This is a genomic window from Aeromicrobium stalagmiti (genome assembly GCF_013283745.1).
In the GTDB taxonomy this organism is placed as follows: domain Bacteria; phylum Actinomycetota; class Actinomycetes; order Propionibacteriales; family Nocardioidaceae; genus Aeromicrobium; species Aeromicrobium stalagmiti.
Genome location: NZ_JABSTZ010000001.1, coordinates 595,702 through 612,114 on the forward strand (window position 1 = coordinate 595,702; position 16,413 = coordinate 612,114).

The 16,413-nt window shown below is 70.7% G+C and carries 16 protein-coding genes and 1 riboswitch; of the genes, 8 read left to right on the forward strand and 8 right to left on the reverse strand.

Annotated elements, in window-relative coordinates; all coding sequences use genetic code 11:
- The first annotated feature begins 30 nt into the window (after positions 1–30).
- Both HQK15_RS02880 and HQK15_RS18960 read left to right on the forward strand, forming a co-directional pair.
- A complete protein-coding gene (locus HQK15_RS02880; RefSeq protein ID WP_173489917.1) occupies positions 31–711 on the forward strand; it encodes an SGNH/GDSL hydrolase family protein in 681 nt (226 codons plus the stop codon).
- The gene (locus tag HQK15_RS18960; protein WP_173489918.1) at positions 708–2,177 is read left to right on the forward strand and encodes a cryptochrome/photolyase family protein; all 1,470 of its coding nucleotides are present in this window, start codon (positions 708–710) and stop codon (positions 2,175–2,177) included. Before HQK15_RS02880 ends, HQK15_RS18960 begins: the two co-directional genes overlap by 4 nt.
- A gap of 4 nt (positions 2,178–2,181) precedes the next feature.
- On the opposite strand, the gene HQK15_RS02890 is transcribed toward HQK15_RS18960, so the two are convergent.
- From HQK15_RS02890 to HQK15_RS02920, 7 genes are all read right to left on the reverse strand, one after another.
- Positions 2,182–2,982, reverse strand: a complete 801-nt coding sequence (locus HQK15_RS02890) for an SDR family oxidoreductase (protein WP_173489919.1) — start codon at positions 2,980–2,982, stop codon at positions 2,182–2,184.
- A gap of 4 nt (positions 2,983–2,986) precedes the next feature.
- On the reverse strand, positions 2,987–4,201 hold the full coding sequence (locus tag HQK15_RS02895; RefSeq protein ID WP_173491056.1) for an acyl-CoA dehydrogenase family protein: 1,215 nt from the start codon (positions 4,199–4,201) through the stop codon (positions 2,987–2,989).
- Position 4,202: 1 nt separating this feature from the next.
- Positions 4,203–4,661: a MaoC family dehydratase gene (locus HQK15_RS02900; RefSeq protein WP_173489920.1), complete on the reverse strand. Its 459-nt coding sequence runs from the start codon at positions 4,659–4,661 to the stop codon at positions 4,203–4,205.
- A 118-nt stretch (positions 4,662–4,779) separates the two neighbouring features.
- Positions 4,780–5,472 (reverse strand): energy-coupling factor transporter transmembrane component T family protein, encoded by a 693-nt coding sequence (locus HQK15_RS02905; protein ID WP_173489921.1) that lies wholly within the window; start codon positions 5,470–5,472, stop codon positions 4,780–4,782.
- Complete coding sequence (locus tag HQK15_RS02910) at positions 5,469–6,896, reverse strand: ABC transporter ATP-binding protein (RefSeq protein ID WP_173489922.1); 1,428 nt, start codon at positions 6,894–6,896, stop codon at positions 5,469–5,471. Before HQK15_RS02910 ends, HQK15_RS02905 begins: the two co-directional genes overlap by 4 nt.
- Positions 6,897–7,517 carry an ECF transporter S component gene (locus HQK15_RS02915; protein ID WP_173489923.1) on the reverse strand — a complete coding sequence of 207 codons (621 nt, stop codon included), beginning with the start codon at positions 7,515–7,517 and terminating at the stop codon, positions 6,897–6,899.
- A riboswitch (TPP riboswitch) is annotated at positions 7,507–7,617 on the reverse strand. Its footprint overlaps the gene before it by 11 nt.
- A gap of 83 nt (positions 7,618–7,700) precedes the next feature.
- Positions 7,701–9,074 carry an NAD(P)/FAD-dependent oxidoreductase gene (locus HQK15_RS02920; protein ID WP_367649038.1) on the reverse strand — a complete coding sequence of 458 codons (1,374 nt, stop codon included), beginning with the start codon at positions 9,072–9,074 and terminating at the stop codon, positions 7,701–7,703.
- Positions 9,075–9,198: 124 nt separating this feature from the next.
- Here HQK15_RS02920 and HQK15_RS02925 point away from each other — a divergent pair, with 124 nt between their 5' ends.
- Positions 9,199–9,960, forward strand: coding sequence for a M12 family metallo-peptidase (locus HQK15_RS02925; RefSeq protein ID WP_173489924.1), 762 nt, complete (start codon positions 9,199–9,201; stop codon positions 9,958–9,960).
- A 55-nt stretch (positions 9,961–10,015) separates the two neighbouring features.
- Here the strand turns inward: HQK15_RS02925 and HQK15_RS02930 are convergent, their stop codons facing one another.
- Positions 10,016–10,366, reverse strand: a complete 351-nt coding sequence (locus HQK15_RS02930; protein ID WP_173489925.1) for a VOC family protein — start codon at positions 10,364–10,366, stop codon at positions 10,016–10,018.
- A gap of 55 nt (positions 10,367–10,421) precedes the next feature.
- On the opposite strand from HQK15_RS02930, the gene HQK15_RS02935 reads away from it, so the two are divergent.
- The 5 genes from HQK15_RS02935 to HQK15_RS02955 all read left to right on the forward strand — a co-directional run bounded on the left by HQK15_RS02935 (position 10,422) and on the right by HQK15_RS02955 (position 16,411).
- Positions 10,422–10,967, forward strand: a complete 546-nt coding sequence (locus HQK15_RS02935) for an NUDIX hydrolase family protein (protein WP_173489926.1) — start codon at positions 10,422–10,424, stop codon at positions 10,965–10,967.
- The gene (locus HQK15_RS02940; RefSeq protein WP_173489927.1) at positions 10,964–11,416 is read left to right on the forward strand and encodes a GNAT family N-acetyltransferase; all 453 of its coding nucleotides are present in this window, start codon (positions 10,964–10,966) and stop codon (positions 11,414–11,416) included. The genes HQK15_RS02935 and HQK15_RS02940 overlap by 4 nt, the downstream gene beginning before the upstream one ends.
- A gap of 71 nt (positions 11,417–11,487) precedes the next feature.
- Positions 11,488–12,681, forward strand: a complete 1,194-nt coding sequence (locus tag HQK15_RS02945; protein ID WP_173489928.1) for an MFS transporter — start codon at positions 11,488–11,490, stop codon at positions 12,679–12,681.
- 106 nt (positions 12,682–12,787) lie between these two features.
- Positions 12,788–15,712, forward strand: a complete 2,925-nt coding sequence (locus HQK15_RS02950; protein WP_173489929.1) for a heterodisulfide reductase-related iron-sulfur binding cluster — start codon at positions 12,788–12,790, stop codon at positions 15,710–15,712.
- Between the two features lie 291 nt (positions 15,713–16,003).
- Entirely contained in the window at positions 16,004–16,411 is a 408-nt protein-coding gene (locus HQK15_RS02955) for a YchJ family protein (protein WP_173489930.1), read from the forward strand.
- Positions 16,412–16,413 lie beyond the last annotated feature (2 nt).

The following is a 16,413-nucleotide window of genomic DNA, read 5'->3' on the forward strand; positions in this document are numbered from 1 at the left end:
GGACGTGGAAGATCCTGATTCACTGGATGTGTGACCGGAACGAGCTTCGACTACTCCAACCTCAGTGGTCGCCCCACGGGTCCGGTGATCGGGCTCGCGGCGCGCGTCCTGCGCGGCGTCCGCGAGGTGCAGACCCACGTCGTCCCCTACGCCGAGGCGTGGCAGCGCCACAACCGCGACGCCGCCGCGGCGTCCGGGCCGCTGTGGGTCGCGATGGGCGACTCGATGGCGCAGGGCATCGGCGCGAGCGCGTACGACCGCGGCTGGGTGGGCCAGCTCGCCGAGTCGCTGCCGGAGCACCGGCTGGTCAACCTGTCGGTCAACGGTGGACGGGTCACCGACCTGCTCGAGCGCCAGGTCCCGGCGATGGAGTCGTTGGGGGCCGAGCCCGATCTCGTGACGGTCATCATCGGCAGCAACGACCTCATCTCGCGCCGGCTGCGCCCCGACCTGCCCCGCCACCTCGCCGAGCTGCTGCGACGGCTGCCCCGCGGCACCGTGATCGGCACCCAGCCGGGCGCGCGCGCCGGATCGGTCGAGTTCAACCGCCAGCTCGAGGAGGCCGCCGCGGACGGACGCATCCGCCTCGCGGAGTTCCGCGACCCGCGGATGGGGTCGTGGCGGGGCAAGCTGTCGCCCGACCACTTCCACCCCAACGACGCCGGATATGCCGGCATGGCGGCGATCATGCGTGAGGCGGTCGGCGCGTGAGCGATCGGCACGTCCGGCTCGTCTACCCCCACCAGCTGTTCGTCGAGCACCTCGACGCGCCTGCGGGGACGGTCTTCGTGATGGTCGAGGACGACCTGTTCTTCCGGCAGTACCGCTTCCACACCCAGAAGCTCGTCCTGCACCGCGCCTCGATGCGGCGCTTCGCGACCCGGCTGCGGGACGCGTCGTACGACGTCGAGGTCGTCGAGACGAGCGCCGACGCCTCGACGCTCGGCCGGCTGACGTCCCTGCTCGAGCGGCTGCGCCCGACTCGTGTCTCGGTGTTCGACGTCGTCGACGACTGGCTGGCGCGGGACGCCCGCCGCGCCCTCGCCGGAGCCGGTCTGGACCCCGCTGACACCGAGGTCATCGACTCCCCCAACTTCCTCACGACCCGCGACGAGCTGACCACATGGTTCGGTGACCACCCGGCCCGCATGCAGCACTTCTACGCCTGGCAGCGCCGGCGGCTCGACGTCCTCGTCGACAACGGCCAGCCGGTCGGGGGGCAGTGGTCGTACGACACCGAGAACCGCAAGAAGCTGCCTCGAGGCCACCCCGTTCCCGACGTCTCGTGGCCCGAGCGCCACCGCGACGTCGAGGAGGCGATCGCCTGGGTCGGCAAGGAGTTCCCCGACAACCCCGGCTCGGCGGCGTCGTTCCGCTGGCCGACCTCGCACGACGAGGCCGAGACGGCCTTCGAGGAGTTCCTCACGGACCGGTTCGCCCAGTTCGGCCCCTACGAGGACGCGATCAGCGCTCAGCACCCGTTCCTGTTCCACTCCGTCATCACGCCGGGCCTCAACATCGGGCTGCTGTCACCCGCCGACGTCGTCGCCCGAGCGCTCGAGGCGTCCGACGACGTCGACCTGCCGTCGCTGGAGGGGTTCGTGCGCCAGGTCATCGGCTGGCGGGAGTACATGCGCGCGACGTACGTGCTCTGGGGCCGCCGCATGCGGACCAGCAACCACCTGCACCACACCCGTCCGCTGGACGACGGCTGGTGGACCGCCTCGACCGGACTGCCGCCCGTCGACCTCGTCATCGAGCGCGTGCTCGAGCACGGCTACAGCCACCACATCGAGCGGCTCATGGTCGCCGGCAACGCGATGTGCCTGCTGCGCACCGAGCCCGGTGCGGTCCACGAGTGGTTCATGGAGATGTACGTCGACGCCTACGACTGGGTCATGGTGCCGAACGTCTACGCCATGAGCCAGTTCGCCGCCGGCGACGCCATCACGACCAAGCCGTACGTCTCGGGCAGCAACTACCTGCGCAAGATGTCGGACCTGCCGAAGGGCGACTGGACCGACGACTGGGACGGCCTCTACTGGACGTTCGTGCGCGACCACCGCGACGTGTTCGCGGGCAACCACCGCGGCGCGATGATGCCGCGGATGTACGACGCCCTGGCGCCGGAGAAGAAGGCGGCGCACACCCGCGCCGCCTCCCGCTGGCTCGGCTGAGCCGTCACTCCAGGCTGGTGCGGAACCGCTGCATGCCGGTGATCCAGTGATCGGTGTCGGCCGCCTTGCGGGCATACATCATGCCGACCTCGGGGTGCGGCAGGGCGAAGAAGCGACCCGCCTCGACGGCGTCGAGCACCGTGTCGGCGACCGCCAGGGGGGTGAGCGGCTCGCCCGCCGTGACCACCGACTTCATGCCGAGGGTCGCGTCGGCGTCGTCGCTCGAGGTGCCGGCAGCCAGCATGTCGGTCTGCACGCCCATGGGGCACGCGCAGACGACCTGCAGGCCGCGGTCGCCGTACGTCGCGGCCAGCCACTCCGCGAAGCCGACCGCCGCGTGCTTGGTCGTGGAGTACGTCGGAGATCCCAGCTGCGTGAGCAGGCCGGCGGCCGAGGCGGTGCTGACGAAGCAGCCCTCGCCGCGCTCCAGCCAGCCGGGCACGAGGGCGCGGGCCGCCAGCACGTGCGACCGCACGTTGACGTCCCACGACAGTGCCCACTCGGCGTCGGTCGCGTCGAGGCCGAAGCCCTTGAACACGCCGGCGTTGGCGAAGAACACGTCGACCTCGCCGGCGGCGGCGACGAGCGCAGCCACGTGGTCGGGATCGGCCGCGTCGCCGGCCACGTGCGACACCCGCCCGGGGTGGTCGATGTCGAGCCGCGCTGCGGCCGTCTCGAGGCGGGCGGCGTCGAGGTCGCCGATGACGACCGACGCCCCCTTCTCGAGCAGGCGCTGGGCGAGTGCCTCACCGATGCCGCTCGCAGCACCGGTGACGACCGCGGACGCCGATGACAGGTCGACCATCAGGTCAGGCCCACTTCTTGATCTCGGCCTTGGCGAGGGCGTTCTTGTGCACCTCGTCCGGCCCGTCGGCGAAGCGCAGCGTGCGCATGCCGGCGAACCACTCGGCGAGCGGGAAGTCCTGCGACAGGCCGCCGGCGCCGTGCACCTGGATGGCCTTGTCGAGGATCCACTCGACGGTCGCGGGGGTGGCGATCTTGATGGCCTGGATCTCCGAGTGGGCGCCGCGGTTGCCGACGGTGTCCATGAGCCACGCGGTCTTGAGGACCAGCAGGCGCAGCTGCTCGACCCGGACGCGCGACTCGGCGATCCAGTCACGCACGACGCCCTGCTCGGCGATCGGCTTGCCGAACGCGATGCGCTCGGAGGCACGCTTGCTCATCATCTCGATCGCGCGCTCGGCGATGCCGAGGGAGCGCATGCAGTGGTGGATGCGGCCCGGCCCGAGGCGCGCCTGGGCGATCGCGAACCCCTCGCCCTCCCCGCCGATGATGTTGCTCGCCGGCACACGGACGTCGGTGAACCGCATCTCGGCGTGGCCGCCGTGGTCGCGGTCGTGGTAGCCGAAGACGTGCATGCCGCGGACGATCTCGAGTCCGGGGGTGTCCCGCTCGACGAGGATCTGGCTCTGCTGGCGGTGGCGTGCGGCGGTCGGGTCGGTCTTGCCCATGACGATGAAGATCTTGCAGTCGGGGTTCATCGCGCCCGTGATCCACCACTTGCGACCGTTGATGACGTAGTCGTCGCCGTCGCGGACGATGCTGAGCTCGACGTTGGTGGCGTCCGACGACGCGACCTGCGGCTCGGTCATCGCGAAGGCGGAGCGGATGTCACCGGCGAGCAGCGGCTCGAGCCACTTCTTCTTCTGCTCGTCGGTGCCGAACATGCCGAGCACCTCCATGTTGCCGGTGTCGGGCGCCGCACAGTTGAAGGCCGCCGGCGCCATCTGGATGCTGCGGCCGGTGAGCTCGGCGATCGGCGCGTACTGCAGGTTGGTCAGACCTGCACCGTGCTCGCTCGGGTCGAAGAAGTTCCACAGTCCCTGGGCCTTGGCCTTGGCCCGGATCTCCTGGACGATCGGCGGGAACGACCAGCGGTCGAGCGCGACGCTCTCCTCGACCTGCTGCCGCAGGATCGGCTCGGCCGGATAGATCTCGGCGTCCATGAACGCGGTGATCGTGGCGAGGAGGTCCTTGGTCTTGTCGTCGAAGTCGAAGTGCATCTCAGGCACCGGCCATGACGTAGACGACCTCGGCGATGCAGACCGGCTTGTCGGCACCTTCGCGCTCGATGACGAAGCTGACGATGCCCTGCGTGCCGATCGCGATGTCCTTGGTCTCGACCAGGGTGGCCGTGGCGCGCAGGCGCGAGTCGACCGGGACGGGGCTCGGGAAGCGCACCTTGTTGGCGCCGTAGTTCATGCCGAAGGCAAGCCCCTGGATGTCGTAGATCTGGCTGGCGAAGGCCGGCAGCAGCGACAGCGTCAGGTAGCCGTGGGCGATCGTCCCGCCGAAGGGTCCGGTCGCGGCGCGCTCGGGATCGACGTGGATCCACTGGTGGTCGCCGGTCGCGTCGGCGAACGTGTTGATCTGCTCCTGGGTGATGGTCACCCACTCGCTGGTGCCGAGCTGCTCGCCGGCGGCGGCCTTGAACGCTTCGAGACTCTCGAACACACGGGGCATGAAGGGACCTCACTGGGATGACGACGGTGGGACTAAGCGCTTGCTTAGTTCGCACCCTACGCCGTCCCGGACCCGTCTGACCAGACCGCGCGCGCCTCGTCCCCTGTGCGGCACGCGGTCAGGTCAGGAGCCGGGCGACGACCGGGACGGCGCCGAGGGCCACCGAGACAGCCAGCCCGACGACATCCAGCCGGCTCCACGGAGCAGGCTCGGCCCACGTGCGGCGCTGGGCCGTCGCGAAGCCGCGCGCGTCCATCGCGATCGACATGCGGCTCGCCCCGCGCAGGGACGAGGCGAGCATCGCGAACGTCATGCTGCCGGCGTGCCCGACGACGGCGACCGGGTTGCGACCGGGGCCGAGACCGCGGGCCCGGCGGGTCCGGTCGACCTGCTGCCAGGTCGTCGTCATCGACGTGACCCGCTGCAGCACCGCCACGAAGGATGCGACGAACCGCGCCGGGACCCGCAGTCCCTGCGCGACGTAGTCACCGAGGCGGGACGGGTCGACGAACCCCACCGCCACCGCACCCGGCCACGCGAGCACCAGGATCCGCATCGCCGCGACGGGGGCGTGGTCGGAGTTGCCCAGACGCCATGCCGAGTAGGCCACGAGCCCCGCCGAGACGCCGCAGAGTGCGAGGCAGGCCAACGGATAGCGCCACGACGGCAGGAAGATCACCGCCGCGACGGCATAGGCGACGACCCCGGCGACCGCTGACGGCAGATCACGGATCGCGAACGACCCGAGCAGCGAGGCGAAGCCGAACGACACCAGCACCAACGGGTTGAGCCGGACGACGAGCTGCCTCATCGGCGCACCCCCGCCTCGAGCGCGACGACCTCGTCGGCCAGGGCCACGAGGTCACGGTCGTGGGTCGAGGTCGCCACGACGGCGCCGGCCGAGGCTGCCGCGGTGGCGAGGCCCGCGACAGCAGCCCACGTTCGCCGGTCCTGACCGACCGTCGGCTCGTCGAGGAGCAGAAGACCGGGCCGATGGGCGACGGCCGTGAGCAGCGAGAGTCGGCGCTGCTCGCCACCGGAGAGCCTGTACGGGTGCGCGCCGGCCAGCGCGTCCAGGCCGAGGTGCGCCAGCAGGGCGTCGACGTCGACCTCGCGCCCGATGCGCCCCGCCGTCACGGCGACCTCCTCGCGCACCGTGCCGGCGACGAATCCGTGCTCGGGGACCTGCGGCACCCAGCCGACGTCGGCCGCGAGCGCCGCGGAGCGTCGACGGCGCAACGGCGGCTCGACGCCCTCGATGCGGCCGGTCGTCGGGCCGAGCAGCCCTCCGAACGCCGCGAGCAGGGTCGACTTGCCGGCACCGCTCGGCCCGGTGAGCGCCGTGACCTGACCGGGCCGGATGCGCGCGTCGACGCCGTGAAGCGCCCTGGTCTCGATCGTGCCCCGCAGCGAGCGTGCCCGCAGGACGACGTCGAGGTCGACCGCCGAGAGCTCCGGCAGCACTCGCTCGGGTCGGACGAGCTCAGGGTCCATCGCCAGTGGCTGTGGCGCCGGAAGGCCCGGCATCCAGACACCGAGGTCACCGAGGGGGGTGGTGTGGTCGCGTGCGAACGTGACGGGGTCGACGTCGGCCACGACCTGTCCGTCGGCGTCCAGCACGACGACCCGGTCGACCAGGTCGAGCCACGGACCGAGGTGGTGCTCGACGACGACGAGCGTCGCGCCGCTGTCGGCGACGTTGCGGGCGACGGCCTCGCGCACCGATGCGGCATGGTCCTCGTCGAGCATCGAGGTCGGCTCGTCGAGCAGCACGACGTCGGGCTCGAGCGCGAGGACCCCCGCGAGGGACAGCCGTTGCAGCTCGCCACCCGACAGCGCTGCCGTCGGGTGGTCCCGTCCTTGGCGGAGCCCGACCGCCTCGAGCGAGCGGTCGACGCGTCGCCAGATCTCGTCGCGATCGAGGCCCACGTTCTCGGGGCCGAACGCGACGTCGCGGCCGATGCGCTCGGCGACGACGGAGTCGCCCGGCTGCTGCGGCACCAGCCCGACCCTGCCTCCGACGACGACCTCGCCACTCAGCTCGCCCGACAGGGTCGTGCCGAGGGCGCCCACGAGGGCGTGCAGCACCGTCGACTTGCCGGCACCGCTCGGTCCGGCCAGCAGCACCCGCTCTCCGGGCCCGATCGTGAGATCGAGCCCGGAGACGACGGGCAGCCGGCGGCCGAGCGGACGCCACGTGAAGCCGCGAAGGCGGACCTCACCGGCTGACGTCACCTAGACCTCGGCGGCCTGCTCGCGTCCGACCGGGAACGCGTCGAGCACCCCGGCACGGGCCAGCGCCTGCACGAGCGCCCACCCGCCGAGGCCCGCGACGATGCCGCCGGAGAGGGCGAAGAAGCCGAGGTGGGCGAGCTTGTCGCCGGTGGAGAAGACGCCTTGGTAGTAGGCACCCCACTCGTAGACCGACTCGACCGCGCCGGCCACGGCACCGGCAGCGACGGCCACCGGCAGCGTGAACCGGCGGTAGAGCAGCACCGCGACGACGAGCTCGGCGCCGAGACCCTGCCAGAAGCCGGAGGTGATGACGCTCATCCCCCACTCGGTGCCACCGGGCACGAGGCCCGAGACGGCCGCAGCGGCGATCTCGGTGACCAGCGCAGCACCGGGCTTGCGGATGATCAGGCCGCCGATGACTCCGGCGAGCAGCCAGGGCCCGCCGAGCAGGCCCGCACTGGGCGGATAGCTGAACACCGCGAGGCCGCTCAGCCCCGCATAGGCCTTGCCCCATGCCCAGAACGTGACACCGAGGGTGACCGCCAGGGTGGAGATGGTGACCAGGTCGATCGTGCGATATCGCACGTCGAACCCGGGCTTGGACGTGGTTGCAGAACTCATCGTGACTCCCTTCGCCGGTACTAACCGGTGCAGGTTCAAGGGTCTGCGGCTGATCCGCACTCTCAGCGCCCTCTGCTCAGGCGCTCCCCTGTCGTGTGCGTCGAGACTACTCCTCCCCGGCGGACAGGAGAATCTGGGTTTGTCCGCCCCGGCGCGGATCAACCAAGATTCCTCGGACGTCCGTCAGCGTCCGGTGAGACGGTCGCCGATGCGCGCGAGTCGGCTCGGCCGGTCGAGCCCCTTGTCCTCGCGCCGGTCGGCCTCGCGGTAGAGCCCGTACATCGCGCGGACCCCGAGCCACCGCAGCGGCTCTGGCTCCCACCGACGCACGTCACGGTTGACCCACGGCAGTGCGGTGAGGTCCGTGTCGCGGCCGAGCACGAGGTCGGCCAGGGTGCGGCCGGCGAGGTGCGTCGTCGTCAGGCCGCTGCCGACGTAGCCGCCGGCCCAGCCGAGCCCGGAGGACGGGTCGTACGACACGCTGGCGCACCAGTCGCGCGGCACCCCGAGCACGCCGCACCAGGCGTGGGCGACCGCTGCCTGCCGGGTCGCGGGGAACAGGTCGTGGAGGATGCCGGTGAGTGACTCGACCGTCCACTCCTGGGTCTGGCCCTCGACGTCGGTCCGTGACCCGAAGCGATAGGGAATGCCCCGGCCGCCGAGGGCGATCCGGCCGTCGGCGGTGCGCTGGGCGTAGCAGTAGGCGTTGGCGTTGTCGCCGAGCAGCTCGGCGCCCGACCAGCCGATCTCGCTCCAGACGGAGTCCGGCAGCGGCTCGGTGACGATCATCGCCGAGTTCATCGGCAGCCAGGTGCGGCGCTGGCCGCGGAGGCCGGCGGTGTAGCCCTCGAGGCAGCGCAGGATGCTCGGCGCCCGCACCCTGCCGCGGTCCGTCGTCACGACCCCGGCGTCGATCCGGGTCGCGCGCGTCCGCTCGAGGATGCGCACGCCCCGGCGCTCGGCCGCCGCCGCGATGCCCGCGACCAGCCTGGCCGGGTGCACCCGGGCGCAGTGGGGGCTGAACGTCGCCCCGACCGCGTGGTCGACGTGCAGGCGCTCGGCCAGCTCCGCAGTGCCCAGCTCGACCTGATGCTCCTCGCCGATGCCCCAGTGCGCGTCCGACGCGAGGCCCTCGCGCAGCCGCACGAGCTGCGCCGGCGACCGGGCGACGTAGAGAACACCGTTCTTGACGATGTCGGCGTCGATGCCCTCGTCGCGGCACACGTCGATGACGTCGTCGACGGCCTGCTCCATCGCCCGCACGAGCGCGAGGACGCCGTCGCGGCCGTGGGTCGCGCCGTACCTCTCCTTGCTGCCCGACAGCTCGGCCGAGAGCCAGCCGCCGTTGCGCCCGGAAGCACCGAAGCCGGCGAACTGTGCCTCGAGCACGACGATGTCGAGACCCGGGTCGAGGGCTGCCAGCGTGTACGCCGTCCAGAGCCCCGTGAGCCCGCCGCCGACGATGCAGACGTCGCAGTCGAGGTCACCGTCGAGGCCCGGGCGCGGCACCGGCACGCCGACCTGGTCCCACCAGAACGAGACGCCACCGTTGATCACGTGCCCATGCTCGCACCTGGTCGGGGATGAATTCTTCGGCCACGTGCCGGCGGGTCTGTCTGCGGGCCCCGATGCGCTGCTAGCGTTCCGGCGAAATATCCATCTCTCGCCTATCGGGGGCACCATGAAGATCCGCAGGACGACCACACCCATCCTCTCCGCGGCAGCGCTGGTCGCGCTCGCCGCACTGGCGGCCATGCCGACCGCGACGGCCAGCAGCGCCAGCCCCGCACCGACGCCCGTGACCGGCTCGCCGGCACCGGTGCCGACCAACCCGCAGCCGGACGACGGGACCGAGGACTCCTCGATCCCCGAGGGCGTCGACAACGAGTCGCTTCCCGGCGGCATCACGCCGCGTGCGGGCGCCGGACAGCACCGGGTGACGGTCCGGGTGGCAGCCGACGAGGAGTGGCGCAACCAGCTCGGCACGAAGTGGAAGAGCGTCGCCAACACCATCCTGGAGAAGGCTGACGACCGCATGCAGGCCGAGTTCGGCATCAACGTGGTCGTGAAGGAGTACGTCGGCTACACCAGCAACGACTCGCTCGGCGACGACGAGTGCGCCCTGCTCGGCGACATGACCGGCAAGGTCGGCAACAACAGCAAGGACATCGTCGTCGGCTTCCTCGGCCAGGGATCGTTCGGTGGCTGCGCCTACCTCGACGGCGACCACACCGTCATCCTGCGCACCAACCAGGTCAAGGAGTGGCAGATCGCTCGCCACGAGATCTCCCACCTGTTCGCGGCCAAGGATCGCTACATCAACGTCGCCGGCGACAACCCCAACCACGTCGACGACGTGATGGAGGATCCGTACGACAACCCGAACCGCTGGGTGTCGCCCGACCACGGCATCATCGACAACCACGCCGGCAAGTTCGACTGAGTCACCTGCTCGCCTGAGCCACGAGGGGTGCTGACCGGTCGCCGGGCAGCACCCCTCACCTCGGCTCGAGGAACTCCAGCCGGTTGCCGTTCGGGTCGGCGCTGTAGAAGCGGCGCATCCCCGGGAAGTCGTCGTCGGGCTCGACCCGATGACCGGCGGCGCGCAGGCGATCGGCCCAGGCGTCGAGGTCGTGCACCAGGAAGCCCGGATGGGCCTTGAGCGCCGGGCTGAAATCGGCCTCGACACCCACGTGGATCTCGATGTCGTGGCCGCGGAACCAGCACCCTCCGCGGGCGGCGAGCACGGGCGGCTTGGCGATCTCCTCGAAGCCGAGAACTCCGACGAAGAACGCGCGCAGATCATCCTCGGTGCCGGCAGGACATGCCAGCTGGACGTGATGAATCATGTGACCCCCTGTCGGGTCGAGCGTAGGGCGTGGGCCCGTAGGACAGAATGTGGCCATGTCCGTGCGCACTCCTGACCCCAATCCCGGCTGGCTCCCCGACTTCGCCCTCGACGAGACGCGGGCCCGGGTGCCGATCCTGTACGTCGAGGCCGTGCCCGTGCGGATCGACCCGCTCGGCCACGTCGAGTCGATCGGCGTGCTGCTGCGGGGCTCGTCCACGACCGGCGTCATGACCCGGACCCTCGTCTCCGGACGGGTGCTGCACGGCGAGTCGGTGCGCGAGGCGCTCCTGCGCAACCTCGAGAAGGACCTCGGCCCGACCGCGTTCCCGCAGCTTCCGGCGACGACGGTGCCGTTCTCGGTGGCCGAGTACTTCCCGCTGCCCGGTGTCAGCCCGCTGTACGACCCGCGCCAGCACGCGGTCGCGCTGGCGTACATCGTGCCCGTGACCGGCGACTGCAACCCGCGCCAGGACGCCCTCGAGCTCACCTGGCTCACGCCGGCCGAGGCCGCAAGCCCCGACCTGCTCGCCGACATGGAGGGCGGTCGCGGATCGCTGCTCAAGGAGGCCCTCGCCCACATGGGCGCGCTGCCGCAGTGACCGGGCTCGCCATCAGGCAGGCCACGGCCGACGACCTCGAGGCGATCCTCGGGCTGACGGCTGAGGACTCGATGCACTACTTCGACGAGCCCGCCGGGGTGACCGACCGACAACGGGCCGCGATCGCCGAGATCGTCGCCGATGCGCACCAGGACCTGCTCGTGGGCGAGCTCGACGGTCGCGTGGTGTGCACGGCGCAGGTCACCTGGATGCGGATGCTCTCGGCCGACGGCGGGCTCTACTGCCAGGTCGAGGCCGTGCGCACCGCCGCCGACCTGCGGGGCCTCGGCATCGGCGCCGAGCTGATGGCCCACGTCGAGGCCGATGCCCGCCATCGCGGCGCGGCCCGCATGCAGCTGACCAGCAACGCGTCCCGCACCCGGGCCCACGCCTTCTACGAGCGGCTCGGCTTCACCGCGAGCCACGTCGGGATGAAGAAGTACCTCTGACCCCCGGAACGGACGGGACACAGCGGGAGTATCCTGACATCTGAGACGATTCGTATCAGGATGTGGACACTATGACCGACGCCGTGACAGCAACCCCCAACCGCTGGGTCATGCTCGTGGTCTCGATGCTCGGCCAGGTGGCCGGCACGGTCTTCGTCAACGGCGCACCGTTCCTGATCCCCTACCTGCACCTCGAGCGCGGCCTGAGCCTGCCGGAGGCCGGGGTGATCGCGGCGGCACCGTTCGTGGGCGTCATGGCGACGCTCGTGCTCTGGGGCCTGGTCGTCGACCGCATCGGGGAGCGCGCCACGATGGCCGCCGGCCTGGCGATCGTGACGGTCGGCGCGACCGGCGCCGCGTTCAGCTCCTCGCTCGTCGCCCTGGGCGTCTGGTTCGTCGTCGGCGGCATCGGCGCAGGATCCGCCAACTCCGCCAGCGGACGGGTCGTGGTCGGCTGGTTCCCCGTCCACCGGCGCGGCACCGCGATGGGGATCCGCCAGACTGCGCTGCCGCTCGGCGTCGGCATCGCCGCCCTGCTCGTGCCCAACCTGGTGCGCGCCGACGGCCTGCGCACCACGCTGCTGGTGACGGCCGCGATCTGCGCCGCGGCCACCGTCCTCTCCGCCTGGCTCATCGTCGACCCGCCACGGCCGACCCGCGCCGAGGCGGCCGATCGCGGCCAGCTCGCCAACCCCTACCGCCGTGACCACCGGCTGACCCGCATCCACCTGGCGTCCGCGCTGCTCGTGGTGCCGCAGTTCACGGTCTGGACCTACATGCTGGTGTGGCTCATCGACGACAAGGGCTGGTCGACGTTCAGCGCGAGCGTCCTCGTCGCGGTCACCCAGGTGCTCGGCGCCAGCGGCCGCATCGGCGCAGGGTGGTGGTCCGACCGGGTCGGCAGCCGCCTCGGCCCGATGCGCATCGTGGCGATCGCCGCAGCCGCCACGATGCTGGCCCTCGGCCTGCTGTCCGGAACGCCCCTGGGCATCGCGCTCATCATCATCGCCACGGCGGTGACCGTCGCCGACAACGGACTGGCGTTCACGTCGGTCGCCGAGATCGGCGGTCCCTACTGGTCCGGGCGGGCCATGGGGCTGCAGAACACGGGCCAGTACATCGTGTCGGCCGCGGTGCCGCCGGTCATCGGCGCGATCATCTCCGGGCACAGCTATGGCGTCGCGTTCGCGGCCGTCGCGCTCTGCCCGCTCCTCGCGATCCCGCTGGTCCCGGTGCGCGGCGAACGGGGTTCGCACACCGTGTGACCTGCGGCGCACCACCCGGGCTTTGGCAAGCCTTACTCTGCGTCGAGGTTACTGACGGGTTAATGTCAGCGATGATGTCACGGTCTTCCCAGCCGAAGGGGCCCCCATGCAGATCGTCGCGATAGTCGTCTCCCTCGCCCTCACCGCAGTGGCCATCCCGCTCACCGTGCAGGCCGTGTCGAAGATGCTGAAGGTGATCCGGTCCGGGCGACCCGTCATCGGCCGCACCGACCGCCCGGTGCAGCGCACGGTCAACATGCTGGTCGAGACCTTCGGTCACACCCGTATGTTCCAGCGCCGCTGGGTCGGCATCATGCACTGGTTCGTCTACGCCGCGTTCATCCTGCTCAGCACGGCTGTCCTGCAGGCGTACTTCCAGCTGTTCGACCCCGAGTTCGCGTGGCCCCTGATCGGTCACTTCTTCCTCTACGAGTGGGCTGCCGAGGGTCTCGGCCTGCTCAGCACGATCGGCATCATCTATCTCATCGCGGTCCGTCAGTGGAACCACCCGCGTCGCCTGGGCAAGAAGAGCCGCTTCTTCGGCTCGACGTTCTGGCAGGCCTACTTCGTCGAGGCCATGGCGATGCTCGAGGGTGCGGCGATCCTGTTCGTCCGCGGCGCCGAGTACAAGCTCATCGAGCTGCACCACGGTGGCGAGAACGGTGGACGCTTCCACTTCCCGCTCAGCTCCTACGTCGGTGACGCGCTCTACCCCGACGGCGAGCAGTCGCTGAAGAACATCATCTTCTTCGTCGCGATGTTCAAGATCGCCCTCGCGATGGTCTGGCTGGCGGTCATCGCCCGCAACCTGACGATGGGCATCGCCTGGCACCGCTTCATCGCCTGGCCCAACATCTGGTTCAAGCGCAACAGCGACGGCAGCACGGCCCTCGGCGGCCTGCAGCCCATCTACGTCAAGGGCAAGCCGCTCGACCTGGAGGCCATGGAGGACCTCGAGGAGGAGGACTTCGAGAAGCTCGGCGTCGGCAAGGTCGAGGACTTCACCTGGAAGGGCATCCTCGACTTCTCCACCTGCACCGAGTGCGGACGCTGCCAGAGCCAGTGCCCCGCGTGGGCCACCGACAAGCCGCTGTCACCCAAGCTCCTGGTCATGGGCCTGCGCGAGCACGCCTACGCCAAGGCGCCCCTCCTCGAGCTGTCGGAGGCCGAGCAGGCCAACCTGACCGACGAGCAGAAGGCCGAGCTCGAGCGCCCCCTGATCGGCGACGAGTCGATGTACGGCGTCATCGATCCTGACGTCCTCTGGTCGTGCACCAACTGCGGTGCCTGCGTGCAGCAGTGCCCCGTCGACATCGAGCACGTCGACCACATCGACGACATGCGCCGCTTCCAGGTGCTCGTCGAGTCGAACTTCCCGGCCGAGCTCAACAACATCTTCAAGGGCCTCGAGCGCAAGGGGAACCCGTGGGGCATGAACCCCTCGGGCCGCATGGACTGGGCCAAGGACCTCGACTTCGAGGTCAAGCAGGTCGGCGTCGAGGTCGAGGACCTCGACGAGGTCGAGTGGCTCTTCTGGGTCGGCTGCGCCGGTGCCTTCGAGGACCGCGCCAAGAAGACGACCCAGGCCGTCGCCGAGCTGCTCGACATGGCCGGCGTGACCTTCGCCGTCCTCGGTGACGGCGAGACCTGCACGGGCGACCCCGCCCGCCGCGCCGGCAACGAGATCGTCTTCGCGCAGCTCGCGATGCAGAACGCCGAGGTCTTCAAGGAGACCAAGGTCAAGAAGGTCGTCTCGACCTGCGCCCACTGCTTCAACTCGCTGAAGAACGAGTACGCCGAGTTCGGCGTCGAGCTCGAGGTCGTCCACCACACGCAGCTGCTCAACCGGCTCGTGCGCGAGGGCAAGCTCAAGCCGCTCCCCCCGGTCCCGGGCGAGGAGAAGAAGAAGATCACCTACCACGACCCGTGCTTCCTGGGCCGTCACAACAAGGTCTACGAGGCGCCCCGCGAGCTGCTCAGCATCATCCCCGGCGCGGAGTTCACCGAGATGCCTCGCAACTCCGAGAAGTCCTTCTGCTGCGGCGCCGGTGGTGCCCGCATGTGGATGGAGGAGACCATCGGCTCGCGCATCAACGTCAACCGCACCGAGGAGGCCATCGCCACCGGCGCTGACCAGATCGCGGTCGGCTGCCCGTTCTGCCGGGTCATGCTGTCGGACGGTCTGACGCTCAAGCAGTCGGAGGGCTCGGCCCGCGAGGAGGTCGAGGTCATCGACGTCGCGCAGATGCTGCTCGCCGGCGTCAAGCGCGCCCCGACCCCCGAGCCCACGGCGGACGACACCCGGGCCGTCGTCGACGAGGCCGAGGCAGCCACGGCTGCCGCCGCCACCGAGGCGGAGCCGACGGCCGCGGACGAGGCCAACCCCGACTCGATCAGCAAGACCGAGGACGTCGGACCGGCCGCCGAGGCGACCCAGCAGCCCGAGACCGATCAGCCGGAGACCGACGACCAGGAAGTCGCCGCCGAGCACAACATCGAGGTCGACGAGTCCGGCGCCGGTGACGGCACTCCCGCCGACGACGGCGCTCCCGCCGACGACCGAGAGGCGTCGGAGAAGGAGCAGGCCGCCTGGGACAACGTCGGGCCGGTCAACACCGACCTGACGCCGTCCGACGACGCCCCCTCGACCGAGACCTCCTCGACCGAAGAGGCATCCACCGAGACTCCCTCGACCGAGACTCCCTCGACCGACGAGCCTGCCCCCGCGCCGGAGCCGGCCCAGGAGTCCGAGCCGGTCGAGGAGGAAGCCCGCGAGGAGGAGGCCGAGGAGGCGGAGACCACGGCTGAGGTCACCCCGGTCGAGGACGGCGAGAGCACCGCTGATCCCGTCTCGGAGGACGTCGCCGAGCTGAGCGGGGCCAACCCCAGCGGTGAAGACCTCTCCGAGGCCGCGACCGCTGCCGTGCCCGACGTCGACCACCACGACCAGGCGACCGACGAGGACGCCGTCGAGGAGTGGGTCGAGGAGGGTGGCACGCAGAAGTCCACCGACGACGAGACGAAGCCCTAGGCGAGTCCCGCCGACACGGCGCCGACGAGGGGGATGCACCTGCGGGTGCATCCCCCTCGTCGTCCCCGAGACCAGTGGCCCCGGCGCCACCGCCCCCGGGAATGCGAAAAGCCCGGTCGGGAGGGAGCCACGGACCGGACTTTTTGCTTTTCCGAGGAGAAGCGTCGCAACCGGGCGGGAGGGAGTGTTGCCCGGTTCGAAAGGATCAACGACGCTCGTGGGACGAAGTAACGCAATCGTCCGAAAGTTTCTGAGATTTTTTCCCAGGTCGTCGTCCGGCATGATCGACGGGTGTCCCCGACCGCCTCGCCACCGACCCGCTGCCCCTGCCTGAGCGGCCTGCCGTACGACGCGTGCTGCGGTCGCCTGCACGCCGGGCTCTCGACCGGGCAGGCCACGGCGCAGACCGCCGAGCAGCTCATGCGCTCGCGGTTCAGCGCCTTCGCCGTCGGCGATGCCGCCTACCTGCTCGCCACGTGGCACCCGACGACGCGCCCCTCGACGCTCGAGCTCGACGACGACCGCCGGTGGTACCGCCTCGACATCCTCACCACCCGGGACGGCGGCCCGTTCGAGACGAGCGGGGTCGTCGAGTTCGAGGCGTTCTACCGCGCCCCGTCCGGCAACGGCTCCCAGCGCGAGGTCAGCCGCTTCAGCCGAGAGGGCGGTCAGTGGTTCTACCTCGACGGGACCGCCTGACA